Origin of the sequence: Methylomonas methanica (assembly GCF_001644035.1) — a bacterium.
Lineage (GTDB): Bacteria > Pseudomonadota > Gammaproteobacteria > Methylococcales > Methylomonadaceae > Methylomonas > Methylomonas methanica_A.
This window is the reverse complement of record NZ_LUUG01000051.1, coordinates 37,440-61,431: the sequence shown is the minus strand read 5'-3', so window position 1 is coordinate 61,431 and position 23,992 is coordinate 37,440. Positions and strand designations below refer to the sequence as shown.

At 52.6% G+C, this 23,992-nt stretch carries 23 protein-coding genes; 11 read left to right on the top strand and 12 right to left on the bottom strand.

Annotated elements, in window-relative coordinates; genetic code table 11:
* Positions 1–369: 369 nt before the first annotated feature.
* A complete protein-coding gene (locus A1332_RS05875) occupies positions 370–3,888 on the top strand; it encodes a PAS domain-containing sensor histidine kinase (protein ID WP_197491405.1) in 3,519 nt (1,172 codons plus the stop codon).
* Complete coding sequence (locus A1332_RS05870) at positions 3,885–4,493, top strand: response regulator transcription factor (protein WP_064007622.1); 609 nt, start codon at positions 3,885–3,887, stop codon at positions 4,491–4,493. Before A1332_RS05875 ends, A1332_RS05870 begins: the two co-directional genes overlap by 4 nt.
* 107 nt (positions 4,494–4,600) lie before the next feature.
* Here the strand turns inward: A1332_RS05870 and A1332_RS05865 are convergent, their stop codons facing one another.
* From A1332_RS05865 to amoA, 4 genes are read right to left on the bottom strand one after another with little or no spacing between them, the layout of a single operon-like run.
* Positions 4,601–5,818 carry an MFS transporter gene (locus A1332_RS05865; RefSeq protein ID WP_064007621.1) on the bottom strand — a complete coding sequence of 406 codons (1,218 nt, stop codon included), beginning with the start codon at positions 5,816–5,818 and terminating at the stop codon, positions 4,601–4,603.
* Between the two features lie 19 nt (positions 5,819–5,837).
* Positions 5,838–6,611: a bacterial ammonia monooxygenase, subunit AmoC gene (gene amoC, locus A1332_RS05860; protein WP_064007620.1), complete on the bottom strand. Its 774-nt coding sequence runs from the start codon at positions 6,609–6,611 to the stop codon at positions 5,838–5,840.
* A 16-nt stretch (positions 6,612–6,627) separates the two neighbouring features.
* On the bottom strand, positions 6,628–7,866 hold the full coding sequence (gene amoB / locus A1332_RS05855) for a bacterial ammonia monooxygenase, subunit AmoB (RefSeq protein ID WP_064007619.1): 1,239 nt from the start codon (positions 7,864–7,866) through the stop codon (positions 6,628–6,630).
* Positions 7,867–7,878: 12 nt separating this feature from the next.
* Positions 7,879–8,631: a bacterial ammonia monooxygenase, subunit AmoA gene (gene amoA, locus A1332_RS05850; RefSeq protein WP_064007618.1), complete on the bottom strand. Its 753-nt coding sequence runs from the start codon at positions 8,629–8,631 to the stop codon at positions 7,879–7,881.
* Between the two features lie 249 nt (positions 8,632–8,880).
* Between amoA and A1332_RS05845 the strand changes: the two genes are divergently transcribed.
* Entirely contained in the window at positions 8,881–9,816 is a 936-nt protein-coding gene (locus tag A1332_RS05845) for a LysR family transcriptional regulator (RefSeq protein WP_064007617.1), read from the top strand.
* On the opposite strand, the gene A1332_RS05840 is transcribed toward A1332_RS05845, so the two are convergent.
* Positions 9,813–10,907: an L-dopachrome tautomerase-related protein gene (locus tag A1332_RS05840; protein WP_082879557.1), complete on the bottom strand. Its 1,095-nt coding sequence runs from the start codon at positions 10,905–10,907 to the stop codon at positions 9,813–9,815. The two genes, A1332_RS05845 and A1332_RS05840, sit on opposite strands and share 4 nt — an antisense overlap.
* A 438-nt stretch (positions 10,908–11,345) precedes the next feature.
* Here A1332_RS05840 and A1332_RS25235 point away from each other — a divergent pair, with 438 nt between their 5' ends.
* Both A1332_RS25235 and A1332_RS05835 read left to right on the top strand, forming a co-directional pair.
* Entirely contained in the window at positions 11,346–11,543 is a 198-nt protein-coding gene (locus A1332_RS25235) for a hypothetical protein (protein WP_157203951.1), read from the top strand.
* 680 nt (positions 11,544–12,223) lie between these two features.
* The gene (locus tag A1332_RS05835) at positions 12,224–12,535 is read left to right on the top strand and encodes a hypothetical protein (RefSeq protein WP_064007616.1); all 312 of its coding nucleotides are present in this window, start codon (positions 12,224–12,226) and stop codon (positions 12,533–12,535) included.
* Positions 12,536–12,550: 15 nt separating this feature from the next.
* Here the strand turns inward: A1332_RS05835 and A1332_RS05830 are convergent, their stop codons facing one another.
* The gene (locus A1332_RS05830) at positions 12,551–13,372 is read right to left on the bottom strand and encodes a thermonuclease family protein (RefSeq protein ID WP_064007615.1); all 822 of its coding nucleotides are present in this window, start codon (positions 13,370–13,372) and stop codon (positions 12,551–12,553) included.
* Positions 13,373–13,386: 14 nt separating this feature from the next.
* Between A1332_RS05830 and A1332_RS05825 the strand changes: the two genes are divergently transcribed.
* Both A1332_RS05825 and A1332_RS05820 read left to right on the top strand, forming a co-directional pair.
* Positions 13,387–13,932 (top strand): DUF1415 domain-containing protein, encoded by a 546-nt coding sequence (locus A1332_RS05825; protein ID WP_064007614.1) that lies wholly within the window; start codon positions 13,387–13,389, stop codon positions 13,930–13,932.
* Between the two features lie 205 nt (positions 13,933–14,137).
* Positions 14,138–14,527, top strand: a complete 390-nt coding sequence (locus A1332_RS05820) for a bacteriohemerythrin (RefSeq protein WP_064007631.1) — start codon at positions 14,138–14,140, stop codon at positions 14,525–14,527.
* A gap of 60 nt (positions 14,528–14,587) precedes the next feature.
* On the opposite strand, the gene A1332_RS05815 is transcribed toward A1332_RS05820, so the two are convergent.
* A complete protein-coding gene (locus A1332_RS05815; RefSeq protein WP_064007613.1) occupies positions 14,588–15,289 on the bottom strand; it encodes a TPR end-of-group domain-containing protein in 702 nt (233 codons plus the stop codon).
* Between the two features lie 83 nt (positions 15,290–15,372).
* On the opposite strand from A1332_RS05815, the gene A1332_RS05810 reads away from it, so the two are divergent.
* The gene (locus A1332_RS05810) at positions 15,373–15,699 is read left to right on the top strand and encodes a DUF2288 domain-containing protein (protein ID WP_064007612.1); all 327 of its coding nucleotides are present in this window, start codon (positions 15,373–15,375) and stop codon (positions 15,697–15,699) included.
* Here the strand turns inward: A1332_RS05810 and A1332_RS05805 are convergent.
* Positions 15,641–16,300: a DoxX family protein gene (locus A1332_RS05805; RefSeq protein ID WP_231890220.1), complete on the bottom strand. Its 660-nt coding sequence runs from the start codon at positions 16,298–16,300 to the stop codon at positions 15,641–15,643. The two genes, A1332_RS05810 and A1332_RS05805, sit on opposite strands and share 59 nt — an antisense overlap.
* 42 nt (positions 16,301–16,342) lie before the next feature.
* Here A1332_RS05805 and A1332_RS05800 point away from each other — a divergent pair, with 42 nt between their 5' ends.
* Entirely contained in the window at positions 16,343–16,687 is a 345-nt protein-coding gene (locus tag A1332_RS05800) for a cupin domain-containing protein (RefSeq protein WP_064007611.1), read from the top strand.
* A 59-nt stretch (positions 16,688–16,746) separates the two neighbouring features.
* Here A1332_RS05800 and A1332_RS05795 read toward each other — a convergent pair whose 3' ends face one another.
* Complete coding sequence (locus tag A1332_RS05795; RefSeq protein ID WP_064007610.1) at positions 16,747–18,030, bottom strand: DEAD/DEAH box helicase; 1,284 nt, start codon at positions 18,028–18,030, stop codon at positions 16,747–16,749.
* A 151-nt stretch (positions 18,031–18,181) separates the two neighbouring features.
* Between A1332_RS05795 and A1332_RS05790 the strand changes: the two genes are divergently transcribed.
* Positions 18,182–18,544, top strand: a complete 363-nt coding sequence (locus tag A1332_RS05790) for a hypothetical protein (protein WP_064007609.1) — start codon at positions 18,182–18,184, stop codon at positions 18,542–18,544.
* Positions 18,545–18,596: 52 nt separating this feature from the next.
* Here the strand turns inward: A1332_RS05790 and rapA are convergent, their stop codons facing one another.
* Entirely contained in the window at positions 18,597–21,359 is a 2,763-nt protein-coding gene (gene rapA, locus A1332_RS05785; protein WP_064007608.1) for an RNA polymerase-associated protein RapA, read from the bottom strand.
* 198 nt (positions 21,360–21,557) lie between these two features.
* Between rapA and A1332_RS05780 the strand changes: the two genes are divergently transcribed.
* A complete protein-coding gene (locus A1332_RS05780) occupies positions 21,558–21,995 on the top strand; it encodes an NUDIX domain-containing protein (protein WP_026603868.1) in 438 nt (145 codons plus the stop codon).
* Between the two features lie 44 nt (positions 21,996–22,039).
* Here the strand turns inward: A1332_RS05780 and dapB are convergent, their stop codons facing one another.
* Entirely contained in the window at positions 22,040–22,846 is an 807-nt protein-coding gene (gene dapB, locus A1332_RS05775; RefSeq protein WP_064007607.1) for a 4-hydroxy-tetrahydrodipicolinate reductase, read from the bottom strand.
* A 3-nt stretch (positions 22,847–22,849) separates the two neighbouring features.
* Complete coding sequence (gene dnaJ, locus A1332_RS05770; protein ID WP_064007606.1) at positions 22,850–23,989, bottom strand: molecular chaperone DnaJ; 1,140 nt, start codon at positions 23,987–23,989, stop codon at positions 22,850–22,852.
* Positions 23,990–23,992 lie beyond the last annotated feature (3 nt).

Below are 23,992 nucleotides of genomic sequence, written 5' to 3'. Positions count from 1 at the left end.
TTAATTTTTCGCCAGCATACTTCCGCGCGAACTGGGGCGAGATGCCCGGCCTAGGTATCTATCATCACAAACTAAGACCGGCTATTTCGGCTTTGGGCCAGGTATTAACACCCTGTTGCTGACCCCATCTTTTGCTAGCTTTGCCGGAACAGGGCTTCCCGGCGACCCACATCCGCACCATACGGCTTGAGTTACACCCATCGAAGATAAGCCTGAAGCGGTCTCAATGCTGTCCAAAATGGAAGATGTCTCATGACTGACGAGCGTTATAAGTCTGCATACACTGAAAGTCCTTCTCGACCGGAAGCGGAGAACAGACGTCCAAACACAAACAAAACCACGTATTCCCAGGATATTTCAGAGAAAACTTTGCATGAACTGCACGTGCGTCAGGTTGAATTGGAGAGACAGAATGAATCGCTCATGCAGGCCCAACAAATGCTTCAGCAGTCGCGAGACCACTTCCAACATCTTTACGATTTCGCCCCGCTCGCCTATCTGACGCTCAGCCCGGACAATTTAATCTCCGACATAAACTTTACTGCCGCCACGTTGCTGGCTGTTGAGCGCCAAAACTTGATTGGCCGTCATTTTTCAAGCTTGATTGCCGATCAGAGCCGCGATTTTTGGCATCGGCATTTATTGCAGATTCAACAGAGCAGCGAAAATCAATCTTGCGAATTGCAAATGCAGCGTGGCGATAGCTCGGTGTTCCATGCCAGGCTCGACTGCCTAATGGTCGCCGATCTCGCCAAGCAGCCGGAATTGCGCATTGCCCTCACCGATATCACTCGGCAAAAGCAAGCAGAATCGATGCCGGCGGAAAGCCCGTCGCTGTGCGCGGCGCTTGTCGAATCGGCGCGGGATGCAATCGTCTGCATCGACTCAAAATACCGTATCGTGTTATTCAATGCCGCAGCCGCTAACATGTTCGGCTGCCGCGCGGATCAAGCCATTGGCGACGCGCTCGAACGCTTTATTCCCGTTGGTTTTCCGATAAATTATTCCGCGCCAAAGCCAGGAGACGATACCGGTCATCAGGTAAGTGAGCTTCGCACCATGACCGGTGTACGCGCTGACGGCGAGGAGTTTCCGATAGAAGCCGCCATTTCCGAGATCGGTACTGGCGGGCAAACCTTGTATACCCTTATCCTGCGCGATGCGGGCGGGCGCTGCCTCCTTCAAGCCGAACGTCATTTGCAGGATCAGCTGTCCAAGGTGGCGGCTTCCGTACCCGGCGTTATTTGCTCGTTCCGTTTGGCTGCGGATGGTTCGGCCAGCATGCCTTACGCCAGTCAGGCGCTTGAATCCTTGTACGGCTTACCACCCGAAGCGGTGGCAGAGGACTTTAGTCCGGTATTTGCCAGAGTTCATCCCGACGACATCAAGCTTATCAACGAAACTATCAGCGAATCCGCGCGTAGCCTTGAACCTTGGCGCGACACCTTTCGCTACCAACATCCCATTAAAGGCGAAATTTGGATAGAAGGTCACTCCATGCCCATGCTGGAACAGGGCGGCAGCATTTTATGGCATGGCTATCTTCAGGATATTACCGCGCGAAAACAGGCTGAATCGGTATATCGAGATCAGGATAGAGAACTGCAACTGATTATGGATGCCACGCCGGCGCTGATCGCCTATTTGGATGTCAATTTTCGCTATGTGCGCGTAAATGCGACTTACGAACACTGGTTCGGCATCCCGCCGGAGCAGGTTATCGGCCGCACCGTGCCCGATATTCTGGGTGTCGCGGCGTGGGACGTCGTCCGGCCGTATCTGGAACGGGCATTGGCGGGCGAGCAGGTTAGCTTTGATCAGCAAATCCCCTATGGCAGCGGCAAACCCCGCTGGGTGCATGCGACCTATATTCCGAACGCTGATGAAACGGGTAGGCTGAAAGGTATTGTGGTGCATGTTATCGACATCGAAGAGCGAAAACTGTCCGAGCAGAAAATTGCCCTATTGAACCAACGCTTGCAGCGCCGCCTGGAGGAAATGCAGGTTATTTACAACACGGTACCCATTGGGCTCGCCATCTCCGGTGACAAAAGCGGGCAACATATTCGTGGAAACCAGGCTAACGAGCAGATGTTAGGCTTGCCCCCCACCTCGGAACTTTCACTGTCCAACGAGAACCCGCCGGCCATAACGGTATTGCAAAACGGCTATCCGCTGGCCGCCGAAGATCTTCCGATCCAGCGTGCTTGCCGGGGAGAAGTGGTGAGCGACGAGACTCTGGATATAATCCGCCCGGACGGCAAAGTCATTACCGTGGTGTCCAATGCATCGCCCTTGCTGGACGATAAGGGTCAACCGCGCGGGGCCGTTGGTGCATTTTTGGACATTACACCGCTCAAAGTGGCTGATGACGCTCTGCGCCGCAGCGAGGCTTTCGTGCGCTGTGTCCTGAATTCGCTGCCCGCACATGTGGCGGTGCTCGACGATCTGGGCATAGTGACTACGGTCAACGCGCCCTGGGATTGCTTTGCTATCGAGAACGGCGGTTCGCCCAGCCAATTGTCAGAGGGCGCCAATTACCTTGAGGTTTGCCGTCGCTCGTCGGCGGCAGGCGACCGGGACGCGCAAAAGGCTTTGACCGGTCTTGAGACCCTGATAGCCGGGCATCAGCAGGAATTTATGATGGAATATCCGTGTCGGACCGACCTTGGCGAGCTATGGTTTATGATGCATGCCAAACGCATTACTCAAGGTTTCCAGGGCATGATTATTACGCATGTAGACATTACCGAACTGAAGCGCGCCCATGCGGAATTGCAACATACCGAGACCCGTCTGGCGCTGATCATCGACGAAGTGAACGCGGGTTATTGGGACTGGGACTTAGTGCCGCAAACCTTATTTCTCTCGCCGGAATGGAAACGGCAAATCGGTTTTGATGACCATGAGTTATTGAACCGGTGGGAAGAATGGGAATCTCGATTGCATCCGGATGATCGGGCATTGGTCTTGGCAAGCACCGAAGACTATCTGTCCGGGCATCTGTCCGCCTACGAACTGGAATTCCGCTTGCGCCACAAGAATGGCTCCTATCGCTGGATCCATGCGCGCGGCAGCTTATTGCACGACAAAAATAACCGGCCTTATCGACTGCTGGGCATCAATTTCGACATCACCGACTATAAAATCACCAGGGAATTGAGCGAACGCCGGAATAGGATGGAACAGTCATTTCGGGTGTCGCTGGCGACGCAGACGATAGCGGCAATTGCCCACGAACTTAATCAACCGCTGGCCGCCATTTCCTCGTATGCCGATGTGGCGTTGCGGCTGTATCAATCAGAAAAACCGGATTCGCAAAAACTCAATCACGTGCTGGAAGCCTGTGTGCAACAAGCTCAGCGTGCCGGCGAAGTAATCCGGCAGCTATTCAGCCATTTGAATAAAACCGAGACCGTCGGTGAACCGGTAGATATTAACTTTTTAGTGACAGAAGCCTGCGCGTTTGTGAAAAATGACAGAACCTTAGACACTTTCAACATAGAACTGGACCTCGCCGCCGACTTACCGCAGATGACGGTCAATGCACTGCAAATTCAAAAGGTGCTCGTCAATCTGATCAGCAATGGTCTGGAAGCGATGCAGGAACAGGGCAAACTCACTGAGGTGCTGCGCGTAACCACCGGTCGATACGCTGACGACCCGGATATGGCCTTAGTCTCTGTTTGTGACAGCGGTAAAGGCTTGGCGGATGCCATTGCCCTGAAAACCCTGTTTCAACCCTTCTACTCGACCAAACCGGCAGGACTGGGTATGGGCTTGGCCATCAGCCGCGCCTTGATTCAAGCCCATGGCGGTAATATGTGGGCCCAGCGGAATGTCGGCGACGGCCTGACCCTGTTCTTAACCTTACCGTTTGCGAAATGAATACTCAGCCTTGCGTATTCGTGGTGGATGACGATGATGCGGTCCGCGATAGTCTGGGCTTGGTGTTCGAGACCGCAGAACTTGCATACCAAACCTTTGCCAGCGCCGAATGCTTTCTGGAAAGCTACTGCCCGGACCAGCCCGGCTGCCTGGTGCTGGATGTCAACATGCCGGGTCTGGATGGTCATGAGCTGCAAGCCGAACTTATCCGCCGCCACATTCATCTCCCTATTATTTTCCTGACCGCGTATGGCGACATACCGATGACGGTGCGCGCGATGAAGGCGGGAGCTGTTGATTTTCTGACCAAACCGGTCAGTACCGAGCTGTTGCTCGACAGAGTGCAGGCAGCACTACAGAGCGAAATCAACACTTACGCACAAGCCATAAAAGGGCAAGCGTTGTGTGATCGGCTAAACGGTCTGACTTCACGCGAACTCGAGATTATGGGGATGGTGGTGGCCGGTCTCACCAACAAAGAAATAGCCCGGCACTTGGGCATTAGTCACCGCACCGTTGAAATCCACCGCGCCAAAGTGATGGAGAAAACCGGCGCGACGAATCTACTGGAGCTCGCCCGGATCTATGAGGCCTGCCGATTGTAAGAGTATCGATCCTAAACAGTCTTTGCCGCCTGTTGTTATACCGGCAATAGCTTATCGGCTCGGCCGACACAGCTAGATCTTCGATTTACGCAACTCGTCTACACGCCCTAACCGCGAACTCTAACCACAATCAGGGTTGCCGATAGTGCAAATACACCTGCCCCCAGGAAAGCCAGGTGATAATTTCCCAATACGCTATGCAGGTAACCTGCGGAATACGATGCTGACGCAGCACCGAATTGATGCGCGCAGCAAATCCAGCCGAACACTACGCCAACATTGCGTTTTCCAAACAGGTCGGCGGTTAACGCCGAAGTAACAGGCACCGTCGATAACCAGTTCAAGCCGTACACCACCGAAAACAGCATCAGTTGCTCGGTGGTTTCCACATAAGGCAGGCTCAGCAACGAGATACCGCGCAAGGCATAATAACTCGCAAGCAAATTGCGGTGATTAAACCGGTCGCATAGCCAGCCGGAAAGTAAGGTGCCGACGATGTCGGTCGCCCCCATCAACCCGAGCGACATCGCCATCGTCATCTCGTTAAAACCATGCTCGATACCGTGCGGAATCAGATGTGTTTGAAACAGTCCGGATGTCGTAAAACCGCAGATTGCAAAGCTGATCGCCAACAGCCAAAACGGGCCTTGCACGACTACTTTCCGCATCGGTATGAGCTCGGAGGGACTGTCGGCGCTTTCAGCACCGCTCTCACCATAGGCTCGCAAACCTTTTCGACGTGGCTCGTCGGCGAGTAGCCAAGCGCAAAGCGGCAACACGATCCAGCCCAAAAGGCCCGCCAATAACAAAATAGCCGGCCGCCATCCGAATACCATATTGATTTGCATCACCAACGGCATAAAGATCAACTGACCGGAGGAAAACGCCGCGCCAAGAATGCCCATCGCCAAGCCGCGCCGCTGACGAAACCAGCGATTGACTAAGGTCGAAGCCAATACAATCGAGGTGCCGCCCGAGCCGATACCGGCGATAAGGCCCCACAGCAGATAGAATTGCCACAATTCGCTCACCGTCGTACAGGCAGCGGCCGCCAAAGCCAACAACGCAATACTGACGACGCAAACCCGTTTGGGGCCGTAAATATCCATCCATCGACCCAACCACGGCCCGGATAAGCCGAATATCAGCAGATTAATCGCTACCGCGCCGCTAATCGCCGGCCGGCTCCAGCCAAACTCCTGTTCCAGGGACAGCAGCAAAATGCCGGGTACGGCGCGGAGTGCGGCGGCAACAAACAAACACAGGAATGTCACCGCCAATACGGTCCAGGCATAATGCACGCGACTCGGTGCGCTACGTCCCATTGAAACACTCATGCTGAACTTATTTGGCGTCTTCGATTTTATCCAGCAGTTCAATCAGCCGGGTCACCCCTTGCAGCAGGATGCCACCAACGCCCAAAGCAAACCACACGCCGATCACAAAACCCCAATGAATCGGCGCCGCGAAGAATTCCTCTCTAAACCAGAAGGTATGTCCCCACTCGTTGAAACCGACGCTGACCAGGATCATGAACGGTCCAAACACCGCTAGCGTCAATGGCAGCGAGATGCCTTTGGCATACAAGGGCAAGCGGGTTCTGGCATACAGCCAGGCACAGCCACCCAGGATCACATATAGCGGGAAGTTAAAGTAAAACTCGATGATATGGTTAGCGGTAAACGGCGTATCGCGGATCGCTACCTGGTGCCAGGAGTTGTCCTGCTCGGCAAAATAACTGCCCGCCCAATACACGGCAAAGGTGTAAATGCTGATCCACATCGTCAACGTGAAATAGCGCCGAATTTCTTCCTTGGGTGCCAGTTGATCCAGATTCCGGTCGCGCGTGGTCCATAAGTAACCCCAAAAGCCGCTGGCAACGGCAGCGATGACTGCCAACTCGATGTAAAACAGTCGCATCCAATACTGTTCGAACGCAGGTTCCGAGGAATCAAGACCGTGCGCTATGGCAAAAGCGCCCTGATACAGGCGTAAACTGATGTACATAATGGTTAAAAAGCCAAATCCCTTCAAATATTTGGGTAAGTCAATCAAATACCAAGGCAATGATTTGGGGTTTTCGGTACTTAAGCTAACGTGTTCTGTCGTGGTAGCCATGACTCTTGCTCCTGAATTAATTAAATTTGGGAATGACGGCGGCGGAAATGCTGGAGATATAGCGTTTGCCCAGCATGTCGTCGTAAAGAAACAACAAGCCGCCCAATCGGGAATCCGCATCACGAATCAGACCATCCAATCTCTCGGATTCCCAGGCGGCATCGCGCACTTCGATGGTGACGGTGCGTTGTTCGCCGGGCTCTATGGGTGAGGCATTATCCAAGCTCAGGCCGTTGTTGCTGACGTCATCCTTGCCGGGGTTGTAACCGCTATTGGCCACATCGGCATTTAGAAAATGCACGTTGGAACTGGCGAATTCGCCGATCCGCACCGCGCCTTGGCTGCGGTTATCGACCTTGACCTGCAACACCATGGCGCGCTGAGCGATGTTGTATTCCGCTTTTAGCGTGTCCACATTGACGGTGCCGGCATTGACTTGCGCCGGTAACGGCAGAATTTGATCCAAGCCGGCTTGCAGTGGAATGGCATCCGGATAACGATTGGCGGTGACGGCATTCAGCACCAACACCAAGACCGGCACGCTGACCAACACCACCTTGGCTATCCACTTATCCTGAGGCGTAATCAGTTCGTGTTCCAAGCCTGCATCCAGCATGCGGTAACGGCTGATAAACAAGGGCCGACGCACCCACCATAACAACCAGGCCGCAGCCAATGCGCCCCAAAACAGGTGCCAGAACACGCCGTTGGCAAAACCGAAACTTTCCATGTCGATCATTTCACCGTTGATGGTTTTAATCGTATTGCTAAAGTCGCCAGGGTTCCCGCCGATTTCCAGCCAAACGCCGGGGCCCATCACTTGCCCGGCATCTTTTAAATTGAAAAATGGGTGGATGTGATAGCGCCCAGGCAAGCGGCCTTTCATCACCACTTTGAAATCGTAATCGCCGCCCGGTTGCAAGGCTACCGAGTTGGTCCAGGGTTTGCCGTTCAGATAGCGTTCGGTGCGAATCAATACCGGCCCTGGCGTGGAAATATTCAAAAAGCTGGCTTCCGGCTTGGGTACACTGACCGGCCAATCCTCGGCGACATGAAACTTGCCGCTGACGCTGACTTCATCGTTGACCTTGAATGTTTGCGTGGACCATTGCACGTCGTACCACTGAATGGTGCGCATACGGATGAAGGGTTCCAAGGCTTTTTCGCCATGGGCCTGGGCGGCTGATATAGGCAAACCGGACAATACGCTGAGTGCTACTAAGGCTAACAGCCAAGTTTTAAAATGCGTTTTCATGTTGGCTGCTCCTTAAATTTTGCTCAGGTAACGAGTGCTGGCAAACCACTTGCCGATATGCCACCACAGCGGATACATCAACGAACACAGCAAGGCAGAACAGAAGGCCGACAGCGGCGTCGCATACTGGCCGTAAGTCCGCAAGGTGCCGCGCTCGATGATGCGCAGATATTCCGGCATGCCGGTACGGATGTATTGAAAACCGAACAAATCGGCCACCGTCAGCTGGCTATTGGCCACCTCGACCGGTTGGTGGAACATGCCGAAGATCGGCCAGTTGGTCGGGTAAAACAGCAACGCAAACGCTCCGCCGCCGAAGATGGACGTGATGGTCAGACTATTGGTCAGCATCAGCAAGGTATCCAATACCAAAGCGCCCGGAATCATCGTCGCCGGCAGCACCATATTGATGGGGAAATAATTCCAGTAGTGGTAGGCAAACACCCGGGTTACCCAGGTACCGATCAACAAAGCCGCGACGCACAGGGTGGCACCCAGCGGCAAACGAAACTTATCCCACAGCACCGCTTGCACGGCGGCGGGAAAGGTAATGCCGATTAAGGGCGTGACCAGTGGCCACCATTGCCGGTCTTTCCAATCGACCCAGAAATCCCAATCGCCGACCGTCAGGGCGAAATGCAGATGAAACGAGCCGATGAACAGAAATAAAGCCAAGACCAGAATCAAATAGTCGTAGGCTCTTGCCAGCCGGGATTTTTCGCCGCGGTAGGGTTTGAACGTGGAAATTGGAATTTGTGCGGACATGTGTGCTTCCCCCGTAAAGTCTTATAGTGAATGACGGCGATAGCCATCGAAACTGGGCGTGTCGCCAACCGAAAGCTACCCTTGGGGAGTTCAAACTTTGTAGGCTGGCCGACACGCTCGGTGTATAAGGTAGGGAGAAATTAGCGCGCTGTTAAATGGCTATATTTCATTCGCGGCCATCGAAACTGTTCATGCCGCAAACCTGCGGTTTTTAGTTACCATGCAACCCGTTTTTGGCGGGTCTTTCATATGTCCAATTTACGCACTTTCGATCTAAATCTGTTACTGGCTTTTGATGTGCTGATGCGGGAACGCAATGTCACGCGTGCGGCGGAGTGCATGTTCGTCACGCAATCGGCGATGAGTCATACCTTGCATCGCTTGCGCCAGCAACTGGATGATCCGGTTTTGGTCAAGTCGCCGGCCGGGATGCAGCCCACCGCGTTGGCGTTGGCATTGGTCGAGCCGGTACACGGCCTATTGCGGGAGATGGAACGGCTGCTGGAGTCGCCGCAGGCTTTCGACCCAGGCATTAGCCAGCGCCGTTTCACCATCGCCGCCACCGACTATATGGAGTTTTTACTGCTGCCTGAACTATCCGGTTTGATCGACCAAGCCGCACCGGGCGTGGATATTCATGTCAAACGCACAGACTCAGCCTTTCCCTTGGCACAATTGGAAAATGGCAGTCTGGATGTGGTGTTAGGGTTTGCCTCGATGCTGGAGCCGCCAGCGCATTTGCGCTGCGAGCATTTGTTTGTAGACAGGATGGCCTGTGTGGTACGGGAAAATCACCCTACCATACACAGCGCGCCTTCCCTAGATGACTATCTGGCTATGGCGCACATGCTGATTTCCCGCACCGGAAGCAGGGTAGGTTTTATCGATGCCAAGCTGGCCGAGTTAGGCCTGGAACGGCGGATTAAACTGATTGTGCCGCATTTTCTGTCGGCACCGTTGATGGTTGCGCAGACCGATTTGATACTGTCCCTGCCCTACCGGCTGGCCGCCGAATTCCAGAAATTGGTCACATTGAATATCCTGCCGGTCCCTATCGATTTACCCGATTACGAACTGGTGATGATTTGGCACCCCTTATGGGAAAAAGACCCGGCCCATTGTTGGCTGCGCGCACAAATCAGCGCAATAGGCCGAAAAATCGATGCAAACGAAATCCGGCTTTAACGGCCCGGCAAGCCCTCTGCCAAAGCCTTGACTTGCAACAGATAGTAAGGCGGTTTGGATTGGGCATCACCGCCGTTGAGGGTCGCCGAGCGATGCAGGCGATTCACCACCGCGTACAAGCGCCCTTCCGGACCGAAACTGAACGAATCCACCCAAGACAGCCTCGGACATTGCGCCAGTTGCCGGTAGCGGCGATCAGTACTAATCACGCCTATGGCATTATTCGCCAGGTCACCCAGGTAAATATTGTTATTTTTATCGATGCTGATGCCGTCGGAAATCGGTTTGTCGCTGTAGCGTTGCACCCGGCCGGCTAGCTGTTGGGCCGTCAGGGTTTCGTCGATTAAATCGCTGGCTTTGATTCGATACAGGCTTAAGCCGTGCATCGGTCCGTAATAAACCCATTCGTTGTTTAAGTCCTCCGTAATAGGATTGACGCCTATATGGGGTCTGATCAGATCGCCGGCAGGTGTTTTAACCTGAATGGGTACCTTATCGATGACGAGATCAACGTTTTCCGGCAGCACGCTGGCATGCCCTTCCAATACTCGCCGTGCTTCCCCGGTATACAAATTGACAACGATCAAGGCGGCGTTGCTGCCGCCGGCCGGGTCGCTGATGAAGGCATGATTGTGCGCGGTATCCAGCGCAAAATCATTCACAAAAGCATCTTTAGGCGCTGCTGGTGTCGGCAAATAAATCAGGCGTTGCAGCTTATCGGTCTTGGTATTCCAGCCCACCAACTTGGGCGTCACGCCGCTACGCATGCCGTTATCCAGCATCCAGACAATACCGTTGCTGTCGGAACGGATACCCAGGACTGAGTCGAGTTTTATCGGCGCCGTCGAATCGGTCGCAGACATTTCCTTGTTTGGAAAAGGTACCAAGGCTTGATCCTTGTACTCCACTACCGTGTACTGAGGCTGATAAAACTGATGTTGGCTCATGATGATTCGGCCATTTGCCGTCGCCGTGACGTTGCCGGGCCCGGTATCGAGATCGGCTACCACGTCAAAGTGAGAATTACTGTCCGCAAAGGCTGCGGCTGTTGTTAGCAGCAGCACGGCACACGATTTAGCAAGATGGCTCATGGTCATCTCCTTAAATTTGGTTGAGGTGCCAATCAGCATACTGGACTGCGGAATAGCCGTTAAATGACATTATTTAATCGCGCATCATTAAAAAAACTTATACCCAGGACATTTACCACTGTGCATTCAACACAATCCATCTCTTTGGCTACTGCTACACCAGGGACAGCATGGCGCAATGCACGCTATTAATAGACCTGATGAATATTACTAATTTAACAAATCCTGTTGTTTGGCTTAACGTATCCCAACGTCAAGGCCTGACCGTAAAACCCTGTATACAAGACCACTTATGTCAGGGAGCTTCTAATCAATCGTAGTCGGTCACTCCCACGCAAGCGGGAGACCAGTGAAATCAACAAACCAGATTCCCGCAAGCGCGGGAATGACGAATTTTAGAAGCTCCCATCAACACTAAAATCGAAAATAGGTGTAACGATGGCAAGAGAAAAACTTACTGCTGCTCAGAAAAATCTGCTGAATAAATGCCCAAAGGAATGGGCTGTCGTACCGGTTGGATCCACTAATAAAACATTGATTGCGCTGATGAAAAAAGGCCTGGTTGATTCGCGGCTATTAATGAATACATTATTCCCGGAGCTGTCCAGATGCGAATGGCGAATAGCCCCGCAATGAGCAACTTTAGGTGTGATCGGGATGCAGTTAAGCCGCTATTTCATCTCGGGTTTCCATCAATGAGCTTTCGGCAATTTCGACCAATGCTTTGCCGGGTAAGCCAAGTCCTTTATTAACCCGGCCCTTAACTATCGTCGCTCCCGCGAAAGCGGGAGCCCAGCGAGTACACTGGATTCGCTGGGCGGTCTAACGGCTCCCGCCTTCTCGGGAATGACGACTCCAGGGAATTTAAAGGCCGGGTTAATAATTTGTAGTATTTTGATTTACCTCTGACACTTGTCAGACCTGTATATCCGCAGGGCGATCAACTGAATTGCCCGAAGTTGGTTAGGGGGATGGCATGAGAAGCCTGCCATCCTATAAACAAGCTATTTCGAACCATAAAAAAACCGCAGTTCTATTCGTCGCCAGACTTTTACATCGATAACCAAATTGTTGCCGATAGCTGATCAACCGCTTCGCTTACCGGGAACTTTGTCCAGTTATATTGCATCGGAGAACTAAGTTTGATTGAGCATTTTGGCGAGTGCATTTAAAATCCCGACCTAAATGCTCAGATTTTCTTGATGAATTTATTATTTTGGTCGAATGCTATTTAGGAACTGTTTTTTCAACATTAATTCGCCGGTTGTCCCCAACAGCATTAGCGTATGCGGCGGCATAGGCCAGTGGTAGCCACTATGATGACTAGCGATGATTCGGCACGCCGCCGAGGGGCGCGCCGTCAACAAGAACGCCGGACTAATCCGTTCGCCTTCAATTCAGCGGAGTGGGTCGCTTTCGTTCAGCAACAATATGTGCTGTGGCCAAAACAAGACCGACGGGTATTGGATCGCCGGCGAGCCGAGCGCCGCGAGATTGATCGTCGAGCGGGACTGCGCGATGCGGAGCGGGAAATCCCGTTTCAACGCACCCGCTGGTTTTCGGCTGAGCACATCCTCAACGACGAAGAAAAGCTGATGATTCAGGCTTTATTCGCGGAAGAAGAGTAACAAGCCAGGCCAGCATCAACGCAACTCGATGTCCGCCGGATGCCTGGCCTGCACGGCAAAACGCTGTTTCGAGCGTTTGACCCACCCCCTCACTTCCACGTCTTTACCCACATAGGTCTCCAGCGGCGGAAACAGTCTGGCCGATATTGGCTCCACACTGACGGATACCGTATCGGAGAATTGCAGATAGCTGTGTTTAGCCGTCTTTTTGACCCCGCGAATGCGTCCGGTTAAGCGTTTCCAGCCCTGATAATTGTTCTCATCGAGCAGTTCCGCAGCCAGCGGCGCATAGGCCTCTTCCCCCCAAATCCCAAGTCCGGCTTGCTCGGCACTGCGCTGAGCGGCGAGCAAGGTATCGAGATACCTGAAGTTCGGCGGATAAATGTTCACCGTCGCCAAACCGCGTTTCACCAGCTCCAGATTGATATGCTCCTTGTCTTCGCTAAACACGTAGGCTAAGGTCCGCTGATATTTGTCCTGTTTTTCCACATCGCCCTGCAGGAACACCTTGCGATGCTCCAACTTCTGCTTCAACCAGGCCTTGGCCCGATCGCCACCTGCTTCCGCAGACTTGTTGCGACCGGCAACCTCCGGCGTATTGATCCCTAAAAAACGGACTTTCTGGCCGTCGCTTAGTAAGATAGTATCGCCATCGAACACTTTTTCTACCCGATAGTAGGTAACGCCGGGATCGATGCTTACAACTTTGGCGTTTTCATTGCCATGATCGGCATAATGGCGGCGACCTTGCTGATCGGTCCATTGATAAACTTCGGCGTTCAGTAAAGCCGGCAATAACGCCAACAGCCAAAGACAGTGTTTAGTGTTTTTCATCATTTTTTTCGATCACCATGACTAACCAACAGATTATCGCCGCTACTCAGGCTTGGCTAAAAACTTTTGTTATTGAATACAATATCTGCCCGTTTGCCCGCCGCGAGCAGGAAAGAAACAGTATTCGCTATCAGGTTGTGTCGAGCAACAGCATTGAGGATAGCCTGGAAGCGGTGATTGCCGAGTGCGTGCATCTCGATTCCGAACCCGACACCGAAACTACCTTGTTGATATTTAGCGAGGCGTTTGCCGACTTCGAGGATTTCCTGGATTTGCTGGCTATCGCCGAGCAATTGCTGATCGATCAAGGTTACGAAGGCATCTACCAATTGGCCAGTTTTCACCCGGACTATTGCTTTGCGCAAACGCCGACAAACGACCCCAGCAATTACACCAACCGCTCCCCTTACCCCATGCTGCATCTGATTCGCGAAGACAGTATCGAAAAAGCGGTAGCCAGTCATCCGGACCCGGAGGGTATTCCCGAGCGCAATATAGCGCTTACCCGCGAATTGGGCCTGGAAAAACTGCGGGCGATTGTAAATGCTTGCTACCAACAATAGTGAAAAAGGAATTTAGGGCCGAGTTAAAGCTGTATAGCCATGTATAAGACGGCAGTTCAGCCAAACCGCTTGCAATAGGGCCGGCATGGTCTACGCTTTACCTTGCAAGTAGTTCTTCATGGGTGGCATGGATGCAAAAAAATCCGGGTGGTTTGTTAATCGAGCCATCCGGTTTTTTTTGGGCGCAATTTATCAGGCGGGGCAGATGCTGAAATGGGACAGTAAATACGAGCTTGGCAACGACCGGATAGATGCGGAGCATCGCATCTTTCTGAGTTTGATTGTGGATTTCCACGACGCCGCCGAACAAGACACGCCCAAGGACAAATTGCTCAGAATATTCAAAGAAATTTGCAAATATGCCGAGTTCCATTTTCTCAGCGAAGAAAATATCATGATAGATCACCGCTATCCAGAGCAGGAACACCACATCAATTCACACGCAAAATTGTTGGCGGAAGCCAACAACAAATTACAATCGGGCAGTATCAGTGCCGATGACGCCTTTAACTTTCTGTTCAATTGGTTTGCTTTTCATACCTCATCCGAGGACAAAAAACTAGTTGGCTATATTGAAAGTGGCACAGATAAATAACGCGCTCCGGGCGATGTAAAACCCCGCTCTCACGGGGCCTTAAACTGGAATGACCTTGACTTAAGAGTAGTAATCAAAGTCCTCTTTTTTCTCTATCTTGAAGCCCGGCTCCACATTGATTTCAATATCCTTGAGTTTGGTTTTTTCCGGTGCGGGGGTGGCACGGACCTCCTCCATAAACGCCTTGAACCACTGGGCGTTGATCACGCCAGCCATGTCTTCGTCTTGCAATATGTTTTGTTCGTCGGGCAAGCTGCCAAAATCCCTGGCGGTTTGCAACGCCGCCAAACAGGCATCGTTATCACCGCGTAAAGCATAAACGCAGGCCAGATTGTAAGCCGCGCTGCCTTTTTGAATACCACAGGCCTTTTCGAAAAAATCTTCCGCCAAGTCGTAAAGATCGGGTTTGGCTGCTTCCGGGCTGATGCGAGCTAATTCCATAAAGGCGACACCGCCATCTATCGCGGCACCCAAATAGTTAGGCGAAATCAGTAAACAAAAAGAAAACTTGGAAATGGCGTCTTCGTAAATTTCGATAGCTAGTTTCGGCTCTTGAGTCCGGGCCTCGTGCAATAGCCCAAACCCCCAGTGATACAGTGATTCGGAAACAATCAAATGGTCGGCAATTACATTAGCAAAGCCTTGATACGCACCCTTGTATAGTTGCTCGGCTTTGCTGCCTTCGCTTTTACGGGCCTGGGCAACTTGCTTGATCGCCGCGTCCAGGGTGGAACGCTTTTTAAATGAACTCAATAGCGACATTGATGAATCCTCACTTCTGTTTTATAAACCGGGTTACGATAAAATAGCTGGGCATACTACAACATCCCAACCGGAAAATGTTAATGAACGACTCACTCCCCGATCTGGAAAAAGCCAAGGTGAATTTGGAAACCTCGTCCATTCCCTGGGTCGAGTTGCAACGATTTTTCGCGGCCGGACTGGCAATCTCGGTAGCGGCGGACCTGGATCTGGTCGAAGTGGCTTACCAGTTTTCGCGCGACAATAAAACTCAGGTCGCACAATGGCTGGATGCCGGCCAAATCGGTCATGTTTCGGATCGACAGGCCGGCGAATGGATCAGCGCCAACAGCTCGGTTTGGGCTGTTGTCGTCAGGCCCTGGGTGCTAGTTCAGGCAAGTATTTGCGAGCCAACCAATAGTCCGCGCTGACAAACCTGCCGCCGCCCAAAAAAAACAGCGCCAGCAACATGACGAAATACGTGGCGGCAAACTCAATCCCATTATTCAGTATCACCAAGGCGCCGTTCTCGGTCAGCCATTGATAGTCGCCTTGTACCTGTAAAATTTCCTTAGCGCGATCCAAGCGTTCTATCGCGCCCATCGTGCGTTCGGTGGCAAAAATACCGCTACCGGTGGCAATGGCGAGCCAACCGTTTTTGATATGCGCGCTGATGGCCGCCACCACCATGATTATTATCAACGGCAAGGTGATCGGCCGGGTGGCAAAGCCTAACAATAAAAACAAGGCGCCGACAATTTCAAATAGCGCGACCAGAAATACCAACACATAAGGCGCCGGCAAACCCAAGCCCCATTCGGCGTTACCGAACCATTCGGCCGTGTCAGAAAAATTTGCGAATTTTTTGGTGCCCGCCATCCAAAACACCGGCGCCAAATAGAGCCGCAGCAACAGCGGCGCCAAAAAATCCACGCATTTAGCAGTATCGCAACTGCGTTTGGACAGTTGCATAATCCCCGGTAGTTTATCGATGACCACCGCCATTAACGAAGTAAAAGACGTATTATTCATTTTCATTCCCCTCCCCCAATTTTTTATTATGTGCCCGCTTTTATGAACATCAGCAGTTCGTGCATTTTTACAGACATTCCAGCTCAGTTGCCAATAGAATTATGCCAAACCTTGTTTAGCAAGCCTACTATTCGCATCGAGCGCATAGTTTCCAAGGGTCATTGCAGCGCCGAAAACGAGTGGTACGATCAAAATCAGGACGAGTGGGTGATATTGTTACAAGGCGCAGCCAGGCTGACATTTGCTCAATCCGCGCCTGTGGACCTGAAGCCGGGCGACTATCTGCTGATTCCGGCGCATTGTCAGCACCGAGTGGAATGGACCAATCCGGACATTGAGTCAGTATGGCTGGCAGTTCATATGTTCGAGGCGCCGACTGCGGAATAGACCGGCATTCGGCAAGAGGAGTTGTCGTGCCCATGACAGGGCACGACGAGTCAAACTACTTAGCGGGGCTTGGCTGTTTGCGGACGCGGTTTACGAGAATTGGGCGCGCGTTTAGCCTGCTCCCCTGGCCGGCCATTCTGCGGCCGCCTGGCCGGCTTATTCGGCTGGGCAGGTTTTGGCTGCGGCTTGCTGTTCGTCACTGCCAATGACACGTTCGGATAGCCGGTGTCGTCGACGCGCGGAATCTGCCTTTTCAACAGCTTCTCGATAGCAGCCAACAAATAAGCCTCTTCCGGATCGACCAGCGAAATTGCCTGACCTTCGGCGCCGGCCCGGCCGGTGCGGCCGATGCGATGCACATAGTCTTCCGCTACTTGCGGCAAATCAAAGTTCACCACATGCGGCAGCTGGTCGATATCCAAACCGCGCGCGGCGATGTCGGTGGCGATTAGCGCGGTAATTGCGCCGTTTTTAAACTCCTCCAAAGCCCTAACCCTGGCACCCTGACTCTTGTCGCCGTGCAAGGCCGCGCAACGGATCCCATCCTTGATCAACTGTTTGGCCAGACGATCCGCACCGTGCTTGGTGCGGACGAACACCAATACCTGTTGCCAATGACCGTTGCCGATCAGATAGGACAGTAATTCGCGTTTGTATTCACGGTTAATGCCATACACCAACTGCGAGACGGTATCGGCGGCGGCATTGCGTTTGGCGACTGCTATTTCAACCGGATCGGTGAGTATTTGTTCGGCCAACGCACTAATTTCCGGAGCGTAAGTCGCCGAAAACAGTAAGTTCTGGCGTTTATTGGGCAGCAAAGCAATGATTCTACGAATATCGCGAATAAAGCCCATATCCAACATCCGGTCGGCTTCGTCGAGCACAAAATGCTCAACCTTTGAAAGGTCCAGATGCTGTTGCTGAATCAAATCCAGCAATCGTCCGGGCGTGGCAACGACAATATCGGTGCCGCGCTGGATCTTCTGAATTTGCGGATTAATACTGACGCCGCCGTAAATCGCTTCCGCAAAAAACGGTAAATGCTTGCCGTAGGTTCTGACGCTCTCATAAACTTGCATCGCCAATTCGCGGGTCGGCGTCAAGATCAATACCCTAACCGGACGCGGCTTTTGCGGAACCGCTTGTTCTTGCAACAGCTGAAGCAGAGGCAAGGTAAATCCGGCGGTTTTGCCGGTGCCGGTTTGCGCACCGGCCAGGACATCGCGGCCTTGCAAAATGACCGGAATGGCCTGCGCCTGTATCGGCGTCGGGGTTTCATAGCCTTGCTCGGCAACCGCCTTAAGTAGTTGCTCGGACAAACCCAATTCTGAAAATAACATGCAAAAACCTTATGTTATGCCCGTAATTAACGGGTGTATGAATAGAAAAGATATGGCATGATGAACACACCTAAAGTAGCAAAATTTAACTTTGCACCTACAATAAATCCTCGATAGCGTAACCGCGATTCTTCAGCAGGGGTCAAAACAAATGAGTTTCGAAAAACGAATTCACCGTAGAGTAAAACCTAGAGGCCTACAGGCAGGCATTATTTTCCATAGCAGAACAGCCCGGGAAGTTTCGCTGAATGCGGAAATTCTGGACATCAGCTACAGCGGCATCCGAGTTAAGCTCCAAGATCCCATTAGCGCGGATGTTGCCGGCAAGGTTAAAATCACCATGGTACTGCCGGAATCCGGAACGCCTTTCAGTGTGCATGGCATTCTGAAACATCAACATGTCGACTCTGAATGCGGCTTGCACTACGTAGACCATGTCGAAGGTTCTATCGACGACCTGATGTTTGAATGCATCGAACTTGACGACACCACCGTGTTGATCAAAACCGTTTAGACAAACTTACGGCAGAAAACCGGCCCCCCACGCGGTAAAACCCTATTTCTAGCTAGCTGGTAATAACGAACCGCACCGCATCAAGCCGCAACTGGGTTTCCTGTATACTTTCGTGCGAGAGCATGGTCATTTCCTTGAACTGCTCGATTTCCTGCTCCTTGATGCCGGGATTGATTTTTTTCAGCCGCACCAAACGTTTGATTTCGCCGGTTAAGGTCGCAATCATCAGATTACTGCTTTCCGCTATCAATTTTTGCATCTGTGCGCCCGCCAACTGTTCCGCCACTTTGATCATGTCCTGAATATGCTGGCGCTGGCTGTTCAAAAACTGACTGATTTGCGCCTTATCGAAACTATCGCCGGTCTCGACCAAGCTGTCGTGGCTAATGACAAGCGTTAGATCTTTTTTATGCTGATCGACTAAAACGCGTAGTGGCGTATGCGGTAAAAACCGGCCGATTTGTAACTCGGCAGGCGCACTGCATTCCGCAACGAACAACAATTCCAACAGGAATTGACCGGCTTTCAGCTGCGGATGTTTGACCACGCTGACCGCGGCATTGCCGGTCTCGCTGGACAATACCAAATCCATGGCCGACAACACCATCGGATGCTCGGCGGTCAGAAATTGCATGTCTTCCCTGGCCAGCGCGATGTCGCGATTGACGGTTACCGTCAAACCGTCGTCTTGCAACATCGGAAAATGCGCAATGCGCAGATTCTCGCTGGGCCACAGGATATGGCAGTCGCGCGAATGATCTTCGACATCGACGCCATAACAGTCGAACATGGCTTCCATAAACGGCCACAAACTGCCATCCTGCTCACCGGCAGTAATCTCTGCCACCAACCGCGCGGCTTCTTGCGGACGGCAAGAATTTAGCTCCAACAGCAAATCGCGGCCTTTATGTAGCTCTTCTTCTACCTGACTGTTCAAGGCCTTGGTGTTGGCGATCAAGGCCTCGACTACAGCCGCATCGCGGCTAAGCAACGCGCTATCGCGGGCATCGCCCAGCAACTTCAGGACTTGCGCGGCACCCGAACAGTTATGCCGGAATGCGTCCAATCCCTCGTCGTACCAGCGGAACAGCACATGCTGCGCACTATCAAGCAAATAAGGAATATGAATTTGAATCACATGTTTCTGGCCGATCCGATCCAGACGGCCGATGCGTTGTTGCAGCAAATCCGGATTTTCCGGCAGATCGAACAGAAACAGATGACGCACGAATTGAAAGTTGCGCCCTTCGCTACCGATCTCCGAACAAATCAACACTTGCGCCCGGCTTTCTTCGTCGGCAAAAAACGCTGCCGCGCGATCCCGCTCGACGATACTCATGCCTTCATGAAACACCGCCGCCGTATGGCCGACATGCTGCCGCAATAATTGCTCGAGCTGAATTGCGGTTTCCGCGCGTTTGCAGATCAATAGAGCTTTTTCGTCGCCCAAGGCTTTCAACTGCCCGACCAACCAATGCAGATACGCGCTGTTAGCCAAATCCGCAGTCTCTTCACCTTGCAGCGGATAAGCATGGCGTTGCCGATCCGGAAAACCCTGCACGGTTTGCCGGGAGTTTCTGAATAAAATCCGTCCGGTGCCATGATGATCCAGCAATAATTTGATCAGCTCTTCCCGAGCGTTGGCTTGGGTGTCATTGACCTGTTGCAACAGTTTGTCGACATTGTCCTGCTGTAATAAATTTTTCAGTTGGCCCTGCTGTTCGGCATCCAGCGCTGCGCCGGAAATCAGCAAATTCGCCAGTCTGGCCACCGGTTCAAACTGGCTTTCTTCAATTAAAAACTGTTCGAAACTATAAAACCGATCCGGATCGAGCAAGCGCAAGCGCGCAAAATGGCTTTCCTTACCCAATTGCTCCGGCGTTGCAGTCAACAGAATCAGACCGGGAGACGCCAGAGCTAATTGCTCGACAAACAGATAATCGGCGCTGGGTGCGTCTTCGCTCCATTCCAGATGATGCGCTTCATCGACCACTACCAAATCCCAACCGGCATCCAAGGCTTGTTGCTGGCGATGCGGAGAATCAGCAAAAAAGCGCTGGCTGCAAAGTACCAATTGTTCGCTAAGAAACGGGTTCTCGTCCGGACTGGCAAAGCAACGGCTTTCGTCGAAAATGCTGAAACGCAGATTAAAGCGCCGCAGCATCTCCACCAACCATTGATGCAGCAGGCTCTCCGGCACCAAAATCAACACCCGCTTGCTTAAGCCGTTGATCAAGCGATGCTGAATGATCAAACCGGCTTCAATGGTTTTACCCAAACCCACTTCATCGGCCAGCATAATGCGCGGTAAGGCGCGGCTGGCGGCTTGATGGGCGATATAGAGCTGATGTGGAATCAGCGAAGCCCGCGCGCCCTGCAAACCTTTTGTCCCCGCTTGTTGATGCTGTTGCTGGCGCCGCCAGGTTTCGTAACGCAGTAAAAACCAGGCCGTCGGGTCGAATTGACCGGTAAATAAACGATCTTGCGGTTTGTTGAATTGAATATGATGGTTAAGTTCCGTCTCGTCGATTTGCTGCAACTGACCGTCTTCATCGATACCGATGTAAGTCAGCAAACCGTTGTGCTGCTGCACCTGTTGCACGCTGATTTTCGCGTAATCCGCCGATTCGATCACATCGCCTTCGTTGAACTGCACCCGGGTCAACGGCGCGTTATCTCTGGCGTAAACCCGCCTGTCGCCGGTCGCTAAAAACAATACGGTGACACGGTTAAATTCAGCATCCATCACCATACCTAAACCGAGTTCGGATTCGGTATTACTAATCCAGCGTTGGCCGGGAATAAACTCATTCATGTTTTACTTCTTGGAAATGTAATTCGACTTTAAAAGCGCTGCGTAAAGCAGCCGGGATGATATGAAAAGCGGATTAATTCATGATTAATTTGTCGAGGAAAAAGAATCGAGAATTTCAGCAGCGCTTGAAAACATGTTTAAATTTAGCAGAAGACTCATATTTTCAATGTACTAAAACTCATCATTATCAGGAACACCATGGCCAAGCCGATCACACCCTTGTTAGCCGCCGATATTTTGATCGAATTGATTGATCATCCGCAGCGCCCCTTCGTGTTGATAGAGCGGAAATACCCACCATACGGTTGGGCGGTACCCGGCGGCTTTGTCGATGTCGGCGAAACGCTTGAGCACGCGGCAATCCGCGAAGCCAAAGAAGAAACCAGCCTGGATGTGGAACTAACCGTATTACTGGGTCTTTACTCCAATCCGCAACGCGACCCGCGCAATCACACTGTCACCGCCGTCTACCTGGCGCAAGCTCATGGTACGCCAATGGCTGCGGACGATGCGAAAAACTACGGACTGTTCAATTTTGACAATCTGCCAAGCCTGCTGGCTTTCGATCATGCTCAGGTTATTGCGGATTACCGGCATTATAAACTGACCGGCGAGGTAACGCCTCTACGAATATAAGACTTACCTGATTCACTGGCCTGCGGAGTGGGTTTGTGCGCTGCTCAGCTTTTGAGCCCTAACACGTCCTGCATATCGAACAGGCCGTTCTGTTTGTCCGCCAGCCAAATCGCGGCTCTTACCGCACCGTTGGCGAAGGTCATCCGGCTGGTGGCTTTGTGGGTAATTTCCACCCGCTCACCTTCGTCAGCAAACATCACGGTATGCTCGCCGACTATATCGCCGGCCCGAATGGTGGAAAAGCCGATGGTTTTGCGGTCGCGGGCACCGGTATCGCCTTCGCGGCCATAGATCGCACAGTCTTTCAGATCGCGTCCCAACGCTGCGGCGACCACTTCGCCCATCCGCAACGCTGTACCGGACGGCGCGTCGACTTTGTGCCGGTGGTGAGCTTCTATCACTTCGATGTCGGTGTAGTTGCCCATCACCTTGGCAGTCATTTCCAACAACTTTAAGGACAGATTGACGCCGACGCTAAAATTCGGCGCGATGACTATCGCCACATCCTGGGCAGCCTCGGCAATCGCGGCTTTTTGCGCATCGCTGTAACCGGTAGTGCCGATCACTACTTTCTTGCCGGCTTGCCGGCAAATGTCGATATAGTTCATCGACGCCTCGGGCCGGGTGAAATCGATCAACACGTCAAACCGATCGGTGAGAGCCGCCAAGTCGTCGCCGACTTTAATGCCGGCCGCCGCTACGCCGGCCAACTCGCCGGCATCCTTGCCTATTGCCAAACTATCCGGGCGGGATACCGCCACCGTCAACTCGGCGTTTTCCGCCGCCAGCGCGGCTTTCAGCAAACACAAACCCATGCGCCCGGAAGCGCCTACTACCGCGACCCGTACCATGGCTTACCCTGTTAATTTATCGAAGAAGTTTTTAACGCCATCCATCCAGCTGTGTTCTTGCGGGCTGTGGTGTTTGCCGCCGCCGGACAAGGACTCGCCCAACTTCTCGATCATGGCTTTCTGTTCCTTTGTCAAATGTACCGGGGTTTCCAGTTGCACCTTGCACAGCAAGTCGCCGACTGCACCGCCTCTAACCGGTTTCACACCCTTCCCACGCAGACGGAACATCCGCCCGGTTTGGGTTTCCGGTGGAATTTTCAGCATGACTTTGCCGTCCAGTGTGGGAACTTCCAGCTCGCCGCCCAAACAAGCAGTTGTGAAACTAATCGGCACTTCGCAATACAAATTCGCACCATCGCGGGTAAAGATCGGATGATCCTTGACCTGCACTTGTACGTATAAATCCCCCGCTGGTCCGCCGTTCGCACCCGCTTCCCCTTCTCCGGCCAAGCGAATTCGGTCACCGGTATCGACACCGGCCGGCACTTTGACATTTAGTGTTTTGGTTTCCTGGACTCGGCCTTGTCCATAGCATTTCGGGCAAGGATCCTTGATTTGCTTGCCGGTACCGCGACACGTCGGACATGTTTGTTGCACCGAGAAAAAGCCTTGTTGCATCCTGACCTGGCCATGACCATGACAGGTGTTGCAGGTAACAGGGCTACTGCCTTTTTTGGCGCCGCTGCCATTACACTCAACACAAGCCACCAGTACCGGTACCTTCACGGTCGCTTCGGTGCCGCCGACGGCTTCTTCGAGCGTCAGTTCCAAGTTGTAGCGCAAATCGGCACCGCGTTGCACGCTGCTGCGCTGCTGCCGACCGCCACCGAAAATATCGCCGAATACATCGCCGAAAATATCGCTGAAATTCTCCGCCCCGCTAAAGCCGCCGCGACCGCCGCCCATCGATGAATCAACGCCGGCATGGCCGAACTGGTCGTAAGCAGCACGTTTTTTAGGGTCGGACAGAACCTCGTAAGCTTCCTTAACCAGCTTGAATTTCTTCTCCGCTTCTTCCGGATTATCGTTATTTCTGTCCGGATGAAATTTCATCGCCATCTTGCGATAGCTTTTCTTGATCTCGGCTTCGCTCGCGTTGCGATCCAGTTCCAGCAGTTTGTAAAAATCTTCTTTTGCGGCCATTTA